The sequence below is a fragment of the Candidatus Kuenenia stuttgartiensis genome (assembly GCF_900232105.1).
GTDB classification, from domain to species: Bacteria; Planctomycetota; Brocadiia; order Brocadiales; family Brocadiaceae; genus Kuenenia; species Kuenenia stuttgartiensis_A.
The window spans coordinates 258384-271634 of record NZ_LT934425.1 but is presented as its reverse complement, the minus strand read 5'-3'; the positions used below and the strand labels follow the sequence as shown (position 1 = coordinate 271634).

Below are 13251 nucleotides of genomic sequence, written 5' to 3'. Positions count from 1 at the left end.
TAAGCTCCATCCATCTGTTAATCTTCTGAAAGCCTGCATCCCCCCCGTTGCAGGCTTTTCTGTTAATTTTCCGAAGGGTCGCAGGCTTCTGTTTTTTTGCCTTCACGGTAAAGACGCTGATACTCTTTTAGGCATTCCTCCAACACCATCTGAAGTGCATTCTGGATAATCTCCGTAACCGGCACTTTGTAAACTTCCGCTATGCTTTCCATCAGGGAAAAAGCCATATTGCTTACCCTGATCTCTGAAAAGACTGCCTTCTGTTTTTCCATTGTGTTCATTTCTGTTACTCTCCTGTGGTTTAATCCTGACTATTCCCGGCTCCTTTACCCCAAACCCCCCAGTTCGTCTTTCGCCTTTTAAGCGCATGGCTTTTTCAGCCTAACCCGCCCGCCTGACTCCAACACCGACCGCACAGCCTGACGGATTATTTCAGCCATCGGTAAATCCGTTTTTCTCGCCAAACCCCTCAATTCCTCATATTGGCTGTAAGGCATCAGAAAATTGAAAAATTTACCCGGTTCGTCTCTCATAAAAATACCTCCTGTAAAAACAAAAAAAGCCACAAGGTAAACGCTTACCTCATGGCTTCTTTATACAACCAATGAAATCTTACTTTCATCTTACTTTTTTACATCGGCTTCAATCCCCTTAATTTACAGACAATTCGCAGGTATATTCAAAAACATATCTATCTTACCGGCATCTTACTTTCATCTTGCTTTTTGAATTTCTTATTAGTTATCTTTATTTCAAAACAGTATTTACCGCTTCCCTTTTCCGTGTTTCTGATTAGCTTAACACCAAATTGTGTCTTAATCTTTCCGTTTAATTTTGACTTAAGTGCGTCAAATTTGCCCCTGGCTTCCCTATCCTCCCAAATTTTTTCGCATATGTCTTCTACATCCTGTTCATCGCTTCTTAAACATTCGACCAATGTCTGTTCTTTTTTTGTCAGTTTGTACTGTGTTTCATTATCAAAAAACAGAATACGCTTATGATCATCATAGAAAAGTTTATCAATGCTCGCCTGCTCTTTCTCTGGCTTGCTAACCAAATCTTGGCATTTCGTATCTCTGGGTATTTGCATCGGTGTGCTCGCCCCTAATTTGCGGTTCTCAATTTTTTCTAAACAATCCAGATATTGATCTTGAAAATATTCCTTAAGTTTTGCCTCTCTGTTGATCATCCAGCTTGGATACGTCTTTTGCCCGTTCCCATTGATTTTACAGAGTCCCATTTCATCCAATTCTTTGTAACTATAGTATGGCCACGTCTTAAATAATTCCCTGTCCAAATCTTTCACATCTTCAAATGAAATGATTAATTTATTACCAGCCATAACCAACAAAAGACCTCTTTTGGATAAAGTTCTCACACACCTATCCATTATTTCGTTGTATTTGTCTTTAGTAAGAAAATGGCTATCACTGCCGGTATTAATAATTAAGTAGTAATACTCTTCGAATATATTCTTAAGATTTGCTGCTGAATCGCTGAGATTTTCCCGCATATCGTTATCCTCCTGTAAATAACCCTGAAAGTGGATAAAGGGCCGCCGCTCAGGATTGCGGCTTTCGGTTCGTCAACCTTTATGCAAAAAAAGTTAGATAGGGGATACAATTATTTGACTGCAAACTGAAGTCCCATGCATACCCCCTACCTCAAAAAAGGAGTCTCTTTCCGGTCTACTTTTTCCAAAGGTTCAATTACGCCATGCGAAAATCTGGCTCTGATTGTTCTAACCATGCCTGACCTCTCTCCTTCTCCCCTATGGGGGTTTTTCTATTTATAAATCAGATCGAACAACTTATTGGCCGCTTCAGCGTCAAGGTCTTTGAGTATCTTATATTGTTCTAGGGCAGAGCCTCTCTCGTTTAATATCAAACAGGCAGCACCAAGACCAAAATGAGCGCCTACATCATCAGGTTTAATCCTTATAGCCTGTATAAAAGCCTCTATTGCTTCCCTATACATGCCTGACTCGGCATAGGCAGCACCAAGATTATTATGAGCGCCTGCAAAATCAGGTTCAATCCTTATAGCCTGTTTGTAAGCCGCTATTGCTTCCTGATGCATGCCTGACTCGTCATAGGAAATGCCAAGACCAAGATGAGCGCCTACATAATCAGGTTTAATCCTTATCGCCTGTTTAAAAGCCTCTATTGCCTCCGTATACATGCCTGACTTGGCATAGACAGCACCAAGCTTACAATGAGCATCTGCATAATCAGGTTCAATCCTTATCGCCTGTTTGTAAGCCTCTATTGCCTCCGTATACATGCCTGACTTGGCATAGGCATTGCCAAGCTTAAAATGAGCTTCCGGATCATCGGGTTTAGCTATTACGGCTTGTTTGCATGTATCTATTTCGGCCATATTCTCACCTGACCCGGCATAGGCATTGCCAATGAATATCGCGATGGCCAAGGCGAAATAACTAAGACGTAAGATTCTTGCCCATGTCGCAATTGCCCCTTCTTTCCTTACGTGCCGCCACTCCCCTACCCTTTTTAGGTCACCTGGTAGTGGTTTATAAGCCTCTGTTGCTGCCATATCTATGCGTTCGTTTTCTCTCATTAATCCCTCCTTGTCGATGTTACAGACTAACCAGTCATAGACCTTGATAAAATCCAGCTTACTTGGTGTTTCAGCCATAACGTTATCCTCCTGTGAATAACCCCTGAAAGTAGATAAAGGGCACCCGCTCAGGATTGCGGCTTTTCGGGTGATCATCCCTAGCCCTTAATCATTATCACTATTTGCGCTCCAGATACCCCTTACGCTGCCAGTTCTCATCGTAAATGGTAAAATGTCCGTCCCGCTCTTTTATGTAGCCTTTGCGCTTTCCCTGTTCATCGTAAACGTTGTAATACTGTTGATCCGTTTGTGACACCGTTGAAGTGCATCCGGCAACAAGAAACACAAGAATTAAGAACAAAAGCTTTTTCATAAAGTCGTACCTCAGTCGTACTTCAAATAAAATGTAACGAAAACAAAACAAACCAAACAATAACGCTCATGCTTTCTAACCCCTGATTTTACAGGCTACACAATAGCATATAAGAATAAACAAGAAAAGACAAAAAACCCGCTAAGCTGTGTTAGAAATTAATACTTGTAATGTTGAAATTGGTCTGATAATATCTTTTCAAATATTAAACAGTGCCACTCCTCTATCAATCGCAGGAACACATGATCAGTTTCAAACAAAGAGATATTATTTCTATCCTCCATTTCAATAAAGAAGAGATTTTATACATTCTTGACGTCACGAAAAGAATGGAACAAACCGATTATTCCCAAATCCTGAAGGGGAAGGTACTGTCAGTGCTGTTTTTTGAGCCTTCCACAAGGACCAGGTTAAGTTTTGAAGCCGCAATGAAACGACTCGGCGGTATGGTAATCGGGTTTGCGGAGTCTGGCGCCACGTCCATTGCTAAGGGCGAATCCTTCAGCGATTCGTTAAAGACAATTGAGGGATATTGTGACGTTGTTGTTCTTCGCCACTATCTTGAAGGAGCTGCACAGCTTGCCGCAGATATTGTTAATGTGCCGGTGATTAATGCCGGTGACGGTTCCAACCAGCACCCAACCCAAACGTTTCTCGATCTTTACACCATTCTAAAAACAAAAGGCATTCTTGAGGGGCTAAAAATTGGCTTTTTAGGAGACCTTAAATATGGCAGAACGGTACACTCTCTCGCCTATGCCCTTGCCTATTTCGGAGCAGAAATGTACTTTATCTCTCCACCTAATTTAAGAATGCCGAATGATTGTATGGAAGAACTGAAGAAAAGGCGCGTAACATGCCATGAGGCAGAATCCCTGCAAGGTATCGGGAAACAACTTGATGTGATTTATTGCACGCGGATCCAGGAAGAGCGTTTTGCCGACCCAATAGAGTTTGAAAAGGTACGTGGGATTTACAGGTTGAGCAAACCCATGATTGAGGGATTGGGGGTAAAGGACGATTTAAAGATAATGCATCCTTTACCGCGTGTGGATGAGATGGACGAAAGTCTTGATGGGACAAATTATGCGGTATATTTTGACCAGGTGCGCAATGGCGTGCCGGTGCGAAAGGCTATTTTGGCAGCAGTATTGGGCGCAACAGAATGAAACAGTTAGACGTTTCCGCTATCAAAGACGGTTCGGTAATCGATCATATCGACAGCAAGAGCACGTTAAAAGTCGCTGATATCTTAAACATAAAGGCCGAAGAGGACGTGGTCCTTGTTGGCATGAACTTATCAAGCAAATGCCTGGGTAAAAAAGGTATTATAAAGATCGGGGGAAAGATACTTGACCAGAAAGAGGTGAACAAAATTGCCCTTATTGCCCCGAATGCCACGGTAAATATTATCAAAGATTATGAAGTGGTGAAGAAGTTTGAAGTCATAGTGCCTGAGATGATTGAGGGTATCGTAAAGTGTTTTAACCCAAATTGTATAAGTAACTATGGCAACATTAAGACACGACAACACCTCCTCCGTAAAAATCCCATAAAACTGCGATGCTACTATTGTGAACGTGTTATGAGTGCAAATGATATTGTGCTTATTTAAACCGGGCGGGTTTTCAATCGGTTATAGTCAAATAACTCTATTTTTCGAAAAGCATTACTGTGTAGGGGCGAAGCATTTGCCTGTGTACAGTATAACTCGTTCAATAGAGCAGAATTGGTGCGTATACATCATTTTATGTCTTTGTCTTCTATGCAGGCAAATGCTTCGCCCCTGCTTTATTAAAAGAGTCTTTCTGTGAAAAAGGAATGTTTGTGATAAGTATGTTGCTGTTTCTTATTGGCGGTTTTGTGATTTTAATGATTGGCGCCGAAGCCCTTGTCAGGGGAGGTTCGTCGCTGGCATTGCGTTTGGGTATTACGCCACTGGTAATTGGGTTAACCATTGTAGCATTCGGAACAAGTAGTCCGGAACTTGCAGTAAGCATTCAAGCTGCCCTCAATGGTAACGACTCTATTGCTCTGGGGAATATAATTGGTTCTAATATTGTAAATATTGGCCTCATCCTTGGCGTAGCTGCCATTATTCATCCAATATCGGTGCAGGCACAAGTAGTTCGAAGAGAGATTCCCATTATGATTGTTGTATCCATAGTAATCTGGGCACTTCTTATGGATGGGCAATTGCAATATTGGGACGGCATATTGCTGACAATTGGAATTATTGTGTATGTTTACTATTGTTACTATCAGGCACGCAAAGAGAAGGAACCATCTGTTCAACGTGAGTACGCAGAGGGAATCCCAATAATTAAAGGAAGGATGTGGATTCCTGTGGGGTTGATTGTAATAGGCCTTGGTATGCTTATTGGTGGTGGGACATTATTTGTTAAAGGCGCTGTGGAATTAGCAAGATATTTTGGAGTACGTGAGGCGATTATTGGGCTGACAATTGTTGCGGTAGGAACCAGCATGCCTGAATTAGCAACTTCGGTGGTTGCCGCTATTAAAAAAGAGGGAGATATTGCAATTGGTAATGTAGTGGGTTCTAATATATTCAATATTCTTGGAATATTAGGCATTGCCTCTCTGGCACATCCAATAACAAGGAAGAATTTCAATATTGTTGATTTTGGCGTCATGGGATTGTACGCCCTTGTGTTGCTCCCCTTTGCATGGTCGAGGTTTTCACTGGACAGGTGGGAAGGCGCTTTGTTATTAGCTGGTTACGGTGGTTATATTTATTACCTTCTCCACAACATTCCTCCTGTATAACCTAAGCTGGACAAACCAGAACCAAACAAACATGATATACTAAAGAGGAACCACAGATTAAAAAATTCTTATATTTTTATATGACATGGAAACAAACTATTATGGGACAACATCGCAGATAGTTTTTTCTCAATGAAGAATATTTATTAAACTATGCAATATGCCTAAAAAGAAACATTTTTCCAAAAGATATCATCCAAGAGGATTGGCAATACTTTATGAAGACGAAGACATACTGGTGATAGATAAACCGGCAGGTCTTTTAACCATGGGTACGGATACAAATAAGACAAAAACCGCTTATTACATGCTCAATGATTATGTGCGTAAGGGATGCGTTAAATCCAGAAAACACGTTTTTATTATTCACCGCCTTGATCGTGATGCTTCAGGACTGCTTCTTTTTGCAAAGAATATAAGGTCAAAGCTTAATTTGCAGAGCCAATGGCAGAATACGGAGAAGAAATATCTGACGGTAGTTCATGGCAGACTTGCAAAGAAAGCAGGAACTATCAGCACATACCTGGCGGAGAATAAAGCTCAGGTTGTGTATTCCACGTCTGACACAAAAAAAGGGAAATTGTCCCATACTGTGTATAGGGTTCTTAAAGAAACCAAATACTTCAGTTTGTTGGAAATTAAACTTTTGACCGGCAGAAAGAATCAGATACGGGTACATCTTACCGAACAGGGATACCCGATTGTGGGCGATAAAAAGTATGGAAAAGAAAAAGGGGCTTACAAACGGTTAGCGCTCCATGCGTATTCGATATCTTTCAAACACCCGTTCAGCGGAAAGCCGATTACTTTTGAAACAAAGGCGCCAGGATATTTTAATAAACTGGTGGGTGGTATAGATGGTGAGGATAAACCTTTACAAACCAGTGAAGAATAAAAGGATACAGGCAGTTATTTTTCGAGACGTGTAGTCAGGCCTTTTTTGTAAAATATCACATAATCAACTTTATACACCTTTATTTAAATAAATGCTATGCAAGTAGCAATTCTTGGAGCGACAGGTTGTGTTGGGCATAGCCTCATAAAAAAACTTATTACCGCCAATGATCATAATATAATTGCCGCATGCAGATCCGAAAACAAGACCGTCAACGGTTTGGTTTCTGAGAGATTGACGTGGAGGACGGTGAATCTGGAATATCCTGAAAGTATTAGGGATTTTCTTCAAGGCGCTGAAGTTCTGGTATATTTGGTACATTCTCTAAAATCTTCCGGATTTGAGTCTCTTGATAAAATGTATGCTCAAAAAACGGGGGAAGCGGCGTCTAAAACAGAGATAAAAAAGATTATATATTTAAGCGGTATTATTCCAAAGCATGAAAAACTTTCGCACCATTTGAAGAGCAGGAGGGAAACAGGGGAAGCGCTTGCAGCACACGGGATAAGTGTGGGTGAAGTCCGTGCAAGCGTCCTGCTGGGTACCTGCAGCGCCTCGTACAGGATGGTATATTACCTTGCGAAGCGTCTCCCCATAATGATAACGCCAAAGTGGCTGAATTCACTGTGCGCCCCCATTGCGCTTGAAGATGCCGTTGAAGTGCTTGAGAAGTCGATTAAAAGGGATATAAAAGGACATGAAATCTTTGAAATAGGATCGGATATAATGCATTATCGTGACTTGTTGTCCCTTTGCGGAAAATCGATACATGGTTATGCAAATGTCATTTTACCCGTGCCATTTTTTGCTATTTCGTTATCGTCTCTCTGGGTAGAGTTTGTAACAGGCGTCCCAAATTCTATTGCGAGGGCGTTAGCAGAAAGTCTTATAAATGATTCAGTCTATTCAAACAATCGATTTAAAGAAATTACCGGACATGCTCCCAAGCCGGTAGAAGATGCACTGAAGGAATGTGCGGAACAGATGAAGAAAGAGCGGGAAGAACGTATTGCATCGTTTGGCTTGAAAAAAGGTGGGTAATGCAATAACCCCTGTACACTGTTTTTATGTCGTATCAGCTTCATACCCAATCACAAAAACACACCGACGCAGACAAAGAAACACTATAACAAGTTTAGATAGCAAACAGGTGAAAACACTGGTGAAACAACACTAAACAACATTACGCAATATTACTCACAACTATATCAAAAGTGCATAAAAACGGCATTAGAATTTCATTGACTAATTACTAATATGTGCTAAACTTCCCAAATATTTACTTGCAAGTATAGTGTGCTATGGTTTGTGGAATAGTTCTCTGCCAAATTAATTTTATGGAGAAAGAAATGAAGGATGAATACGCACCTTACAGGAAGCTGCTCCTTTCGCTAAGGGAAAAATTGGTTGGAAAGGTTGATTACATGCAGGAAGAGACATTGAAAAAATCAAGACAAGATGCATCGGGGGATTTATCAAACGTTCCTATCCATATGGCAGATGTTGGTACAGACAACTATGAGCGGGAGCTGATGATTGAGCTTATGCAGAGCGGAGAAGATAGCGTGCGAAGCATAGATGATGCATTGGAAAGGATAGAAGAAGGCACCTTTGGCATATGTGAAGCATGCGAGAAGAAAATTAACAGGGAACGATTGAAAGCGGTCCCTTATGCAAGTCTTTGCGTAAATTGTCAAAGGGAAGAAGAACTTGGCAACATCTAATCAGCTATGAAGAAAAAAATTTCGTTTGTCATTACTATTGTAAGTGGCATTTTTGCTGATATTGTTTCAAAATGGTATGTTTTTTCTCAGCCAGACCGGTTTAAAAAAATAACGATCATTCCCGGGTTTCTAAATATAATACAAAGCGAAAACAAAGGGATAGTCTTTGGGATGTTTCCCGGGAAAGCCAATATATTTATCTTACTTTCTCTTCTGGCTATTGCGGCAATTTTATTTATTTATATTAAATCAGATAAAAATATCTTTAGTTCGAACGTTGCTTTAGGGCTTATTCTGGCGGGTGCTATTGGAAATTTGTGGGATAGGATATGGTTTAAATGCGTGAGGGATTTTATTGATTTGCACTTGGGCGAAAAATATCATTGGCCCACCTTCAACGTAGCGGATGGCTTGATTTGTGTAGGTATTTCGCTAATGGTCTTCGCCTCATTTTCTCCTTCAAAGCATAAAAAATCAGGGCAATAGGTTATTTTGTCGTTAGCAGGCGATAACGTGCCAATAGGTCGAGAGTGATTTTTCCAGGTTTGCCCGTGCCTATCGTTCGCCCGTCGATTTTTACTACCGGTATAATTTCCGCGGCAGTTCCTGTTAAAAAACATTCATCTGCAAAGTACAAATCATATCGCGTCATTAATTCCTCTCTTACGGTAATTCCCATATCTTTTGCGAGTTTCATGACGCAGTTTCTTGTAATGCCAATTAATATGCTGGCACTTTCCGGAGGAGTGAGAAGCGTGTCATTTTTAAAAATGAAAATATTATCCCCGGAACATTCTGCCACATAACCATCTTTGTTGAGCATCAATGCCTCGCCTGCGTTTGACCGTATCGATTCAATTTTCGCCAGGATATTATTCAGATAATTAAGAGACTTGATTTTTGGGTCCAGGGAAGAGTAATGGTTCCTTATGGTAGTTACCGTAACTATTTCCAGTCCGTTTTCATAAAGGGCTTTAGGGTATAATTCTATCATATCTGTAATGATAATAATTTCCGGAGTGGAACACTTATTGGGATCAAGGCCAAGTTTTCCGGTACCGCGGGTAACAACAATTCTTATGTAAGCATCAGTTTGTTTATTTGCTTCTAAAGTATCTTTTATTGCTTTTACCATTTCCGGTTTTGTTATGGGTATGGTAAGGTCAATGGCTCTGGCAGAATTGTAAAGTCTGTCAATATGTTCATCCAGCGCAAATATATTTTGATTGTAAACACGTATGCCTTCAAAAACACCATCGCCATAAAGAAGTCCATGGTCAAATACGGATATTTTGGCGTCTTCTTTTGGAAATAATTTACCGCTTATATAAACCTTTAATCCCATTGTAGTTTTGTTTACTCCTTTCACATGCTGTTTAATAGATAATGCGGCCGTCTGTTATTTTAATAACCCGGTCTGCCTGGTCTGCCATGCCTTGATCGTGCGTAACAATGACAACTGTTTGATGCATGGTTTTGTTCAATCCCCATATCATGTCTCTGATTCCATCGCCCGTTTGTGTGTCAAGATTTCCCGTAGGTTCATCGCATAATAACAATTCAGGTTGATTGATAAGTGCCCGTACAATTGCTACCCGTTGTTTTTCTCCTCCGGACAATTTATGCGGCTTGTGTGTTAATCGACCACCAAGCCCTACCCTTTCCAAGAGAGAAACTGCCCGATTATGAAAATTCTCCTTTGACGGCGCATTTTTTGAAAATTGTTTTCCTATAAAACAGGGTAGCAAAACATTTTCCAATGCAGTAAAATCAGGCAGAAGATGATAAAACTGGAAAACGAAACCAAAAACGCGGTTGCGCAATTCAGCTTGTTTTGACGGACTTAACCGGGATACATCATTCCCTTTGTAAAGTAAAGAGCCGGAAGTCGGTGTATCCAAAGCCCCTAGGATATGTAATAATGTGCTTTTCCCGGCGCCTGAAGCACCTACGATTACAACAATTTCACCCTTTTCAACCGACAGGGATATTTCTCGCAAGACGGGTAATATTTGTTCACCGCTTTTGTATTCTTTGTATATATTTATAGCTTGTAATAGCGTATGGTTGTTATCGTTAACAGTTGGATTTGACATGTTTGTGCTAAAAGGTGAACTTTTCGAGGTAACTATATCACACAGGTAACTATTATTCAATTATTAATTTAACGCACTTTATGATGCGGAGTCAATCGCTCTGTTGGCAATGGTATCTGCAAGAGAATTTTCTTCTCTGGGAACATGAGATATTTCCCACAATGGCAGCGTTTTAAAAAGAGTCATGAGTTTTTTATGGAGAGATATCAGCGTAGGATTTTTTACCCGATAGATGCCCTTTACCTGCCGTACCAGCAGTTCGCTGTCAGTTTTGAAAACTACTTTGCCGGGATAGTAAGAGACGGCTTTTTGGGCGGCAAGAATCATGGCTTCATATTCCGCTACATTGTTGGTGGCTTCTCCTAAAAATTTACCGATTTCTTCAACAAGATGATAATTGCCATCAAAAATTGCAATGCCAGCTCCCGCCTTTCCCGGATTTCCACGCGAAGCGCCGTCTGTATGAATAACTAATGTATGAAATTTCTTATTTGGTGATAAAGAATGAGGGGATGAGGCAATGGATGTTCCCGCTTCACTGTCCCCTGAGCCCTTTTGAAAAAAAATATCAATCATTTCATTTGTGATATGTGGATTTTCCCGGATGAGCCTTTTTCTGTCTACGTATCGGGATATGAGAGCTGATAACGCCTGCAACTTTATTTTTTCCATGTTGGCTTAAGCTGAATGTATGCGGATATTTTACAAGCCTCATTCTAAAATCCAGAGGCATGAATGGCAATTATTATTTAAAGTATTTTGCTGTTTGCCTATTATATGTGTTTATTATAATGAGGCGGGTTTGGTTATTGATGGTCCATTGTGTAAAAGTCTGTTTTAAGAATCATACATGAAGAAAGGAGAGAAAATGATTTCAACCACATCGTTCGAAAACGAGATTCAGTCAATAAACAGGATAGTACAATATTTAAAAGAAGCACCAAATGTAATTAATTCCACTGATTGGACATTGCGGCGTAATGCAGAAAGGCACGCTTTGTTTACACAATTTGGAAATATTGCAGTCCATTCTACCGTAAAGAATCGCAGCGCTAAATTAACCGTGTGCATAGGAAGTCCTGAAGTATGTCAAACGTCTCTTCATCCCCTACAAACAGAAATAGTGAATAATCTCGCAAAAACATTGGATTCTGTTGAATTATATATAAGAAAAGCGCCATTTGTCAGGATTAACCGGAATATGGGTGACAATCGTGAATTCTCGCCGAATTGTACTATTTTTGTCTCCATACAACGTCCGGAAATGATCCGCCTGGCATACATGGCATGGGCCGCTCTCTTCCCGCCAAAGCAGGAAACAGAGCCGAAACAATATATAATATATATCCCAGAGTGGCAGGAGAGTGCCAGGCAAATAGTAGTCTTTCCTGAAATAAGCACTACGGTTGTCCTGGGGACGGATTATTACGGCGAATCCAAAAAAGGGTTCCTGAGAATGGCTATGTGGAATGCTAAACAAAGGGGGATGCTTGGTCTCCATGCCGGCGCTAAGATTATAAAAGCAAGGGGAATTGATGGCGGCATAAAAAAATACGGGATGCTTATTTTGGGGTTGAGCGGTACGGGCAAAACAACCCATACATGCCATACACATGATTTGAGCGATGAGGGAGAGGGTATTGAAATATTACAGGATGATGTGGTATTTCTCAAAAAAGACGGCTCTGCTTATGGCTCAGAACGCGGGTTTTATTTAAAGACGGAAGGATTAGACGCTGTCTCTCAACCAATTATCTACAAGGCCTCAATATCACGGAATGCCATCTTTGAAAATGTCATGGTTGATTATGAAGGAAATGTTTTTTTCGATGACTATACACTAACGAGTAACGGTCGTGGGATTATGCTCCGGAGTGATTTACATCCGTATATTTCAGAGAGTATTGATTTACCGGCTATTGACGAAATGGATGGATTAATTGTTGCATTCATTACACGCCGCCATACGGTTGTTCCTTTAGCGGCGAAACTTACTCCGGAACAGGCAGGAGCAGTATTCATGCTTGGAGAATCGATTGAAACGTCCGCTGGCGACCCGAAACGAGCGGGGGAGTCTGTCCGTTCCGTTGGAACAAATCCATTTATCATAGGAGATAAATCCTATGATGGAAACTGGTTTTATGATTTTGTAAAGCGAAATGAAGGTAAGGTGCAATGTTACCAGTTAAATACAGGTGGAGTAGGGGAGATTATTGAAAAACTGCCGGATGGAAAGAAGGTAACAAAGCGCAAGGTGAAGCGTGTAGAGATTGTAGAAATGTCAGCGATAATCCGGGGCATTGTTCGCGGAACAATTAAATGGGAAAATGACAGGCATTGGAATTTCGCGTCGCCTGCATACGTTGAAGGTATGGACATTTCCAATTATAGGGTTGAGAAATTTTACAATGAGACAAGTATTGCGCAACAGGTGTCTGATTTGAGGCGTGAGCGGATTGAATACATTAAAGGGTTTGACAAATTAAATAAAGAAATTGTTAAAGCGGTAGAGACAATATAGAGAAAGCAATTGGTGTTATACTATTTCTCAGGATAAAAAAACCACTAAACCGCTGAACTGAGAAGATGGAGATGGTGTGGTTTTCAATTAGAAAATGGAATGAACACACAAATAAATGTTATAAATATTCGTTTGAAAAAATGTATTTATAAATCATACCCGCAGGTATTTCCCGCAAAAGAAGGGCTATGAAAGAAGTTGTGAAGAGGGAATCATGGCGGCTCTATACGCTAAATAAAGGTGTTTCTATCGTGGTACATACTTTTGGGTACACT

16 protein-coding genes are annotated in these 13251 nt (G+C 40.6%); 8 read left to right on the top strand and 8 right to left on the bottom strand.

The window, feature by feature from the left end:
- Positions 1–62: 62 nt before the first annotated feature.
- The 5 genes from KSMBR1_RS01405 to KSMBR1_RS01385 all read right to left on the bottom strand — a co-directional run bounded on the left by KSMBR1_RS01405 (position 63) and on the right by KSMBR1_RS01385 (position 2953).
- Positions 63–281 (bottom strand): hypothetical protein, encoded by a 219-nt coding sequence (locus tag KSMBR1_RS01405; protein WP_099323719.1) that lies wholly within the window; start codon positions 279–281, stop codon positions 63–65.
- 78 nt (positions 282–359) lie between these two features.
- On the bottom strand, positions 360–533 hold the full coding sequence (locus KSMBR1_RS01400; RefSeq protein ID WP_099323718.1) for a ribbon-helix-helix domain-containing protein: 174 nt from the start codon (positions 531–533) through the stop codon (positions 360–362).
- A 158-nt stretch (positions 534–691) separates the two neighbouring features.
- The gene (locus KSMBR1_RS01395; RefSeq protein ID WP_099323717.1) at positions 692–1513 is read right to left on the bottom strand and encodes a hypothetical protein; all 822 of its coding nucleotides are present in this window, start codon (positions 1511–1513) and stop codon (positions 692–694) included.
- 272 nt (positions 1514–1785) lie between these two features.
- Positions 1786–2658 carry a tetratricopeptide repeat protein gene (locus tag KSMBR1_RS01390; protein ID WP_157775656.1) on the bottom strand — a complete coding sequence of 291 codons (873 nt, stop codon included), beginning with the start codon at positions 2656–2658 and terminating at the stop codon, positions 1786–1788.
- 100 nt (positions 2659–2758) lie between these two features.
- Positions 2759–2953 (bottom strand): hypothetical protein, encoded by a 195-nt coding sequence (locus KSMBR1_RS01385; protein WP_099323715.1) that lies wholly within the window; start codon positions 2951–2953, stop codon positions 2759–2761.
- A 245-nt stretch (positions 2954–3198) separates the two neighbouring features.
- Between KSMBR1_RS01385 and pyrB the strand changes: the two genes are divergently transcribed.
- From pyrB to lspA, 7 genes are all read left to right on the top strand, one after another.
- A complete protein-coding gene (gene pyrB / locus KSMBR1_RS01380) occupies positions 3199–4122 on the top strand; it encodes an aspartate carbamoyltransferase (RefSeq protein ID WP_099326938.1) in 924 nt (307 codons plus the stop codon).
- Positions 4119–4568 (top strand): aspartate carbamoyltransferase regulatory subunit, encoded by a 450-nt coding sequence (gene pyrI / locus KSMBR1_RS01375; RefSeq protein ID WP_099323714.1) that lies wholly within the window; start codon positions 4119–4121, stop codon positions 4566–4568. The genes pyrB and pyrI overlap by 4 nt, the downstream gene beginning before the upstream one ends.
- A gap of 221 nt (positions 4569–4789) precedes the next feature.
- A complete protein-coding gene (locus tag KSMBR1_RS01370; protein WP_197705302.1) occupies positions 4790–5740 on the top strand; it encodes a calcium/sodium antiporter in 951 nt (316 codons plus the stop codon).
- 205 nt (positions 5741–5945) lie between these two features.
- On the top strand, positions 5946–6635 hold the full coding sequence (locus KSMBR1_RS01365) for an RluA family pseudouridine synthase (RefSeq protein WP_197705301.1): 690 nt from the start codon (positions 5946–5948) through the stop codon (positions 6633–6635).
- Between the two features lie 96 nt (positions 6636–6731).
- Complete coding sequence (locus tag KSMBR1_RS01360; protein ID WP_099323712.1) at positions 6732–7676, top strand: NAD(P)H-binding protein; 945 nt, start codon at positions 6732–6734, stop codon at positions 7674–7676.
- Between the two features lie 308 nt (positions 7677–7984).
- Entirely contained in the window at positions 7985–8359 is a 375-nt protein-coding gene (locus KSMBR1_RS01355; RefSeq protein WP_157775653.1) for a TraR/DksA family transcriptional regulator, read from the top strand.
- 6 nt (positions 8360–8365) lie between these two features.
- Positions 8366–8845 (top strand): signal peptidase II, encoded by a 480-nt coding sequence (lspA, locus tag KSMBR1_RS01350; protein ID WP_099323710.1) that lies wholly within the window; start codon positions 8366–8368, stop codon positions 8843–8845.
- 1 nt (position 8846) lies between these two features.
- Here lspA and ilvE read toward each other — a convergent pair whose 3' ends face one another.
- The 3 genes from ilvE to KSMBR1_RS01335 form a co-directional block, all read right to left on the bottom strand.
- Complete coding sequence (gene ilvE, locus KSMBR1_RS01345; RefSeq protein WP_099323709.1) at positions 8847–9704, bottom strand: branched-chain-amino-acid transaminase; 858 nt, start codon at positions 9702–9704, stop codon at positions 8847–8849.
- 31 nt (positions 9705–9735) lie between these two features.
- Complete coding sequence (locus KSMBR1_RS01340; RefSeq protein ID WP_099323708.1) at positions 9736–10455, bottom strand: ABC transporter ATP-binding protein; 720 nt, start codon at positions 10453–10455, stop codon at positions 9736–9738.
- 78 nt (positions 10456–10533) lie between these two features.
- Entirely contained in the window at positions 10534–11127 is a 594-nt protein-coding gene (locus KSMBR1_RS01335) for a ribonuclease HI family protein (RefSeq protein ID WP_099323707.1), read from the bottom strand.
- 196 nt (positions 11128–11323) lie between these two features.
- Between KSMBR1_RS01335 and KSMBR1_RS01330 the strand changes: the two genes are divergently transcribed.
- Entirely contained in the window at positions 11324–12976 is a 1653-nt protein-coding gene (locus KSMBR1_RS01330) for a phosphoenolpyruvate carboxykinase domain-containing protein (RefSeq protein WP_157775651.1), read from the top strand.
- The last annotated feature ends 275 nt before the right edge of the window (positions 12977–13251 follow it).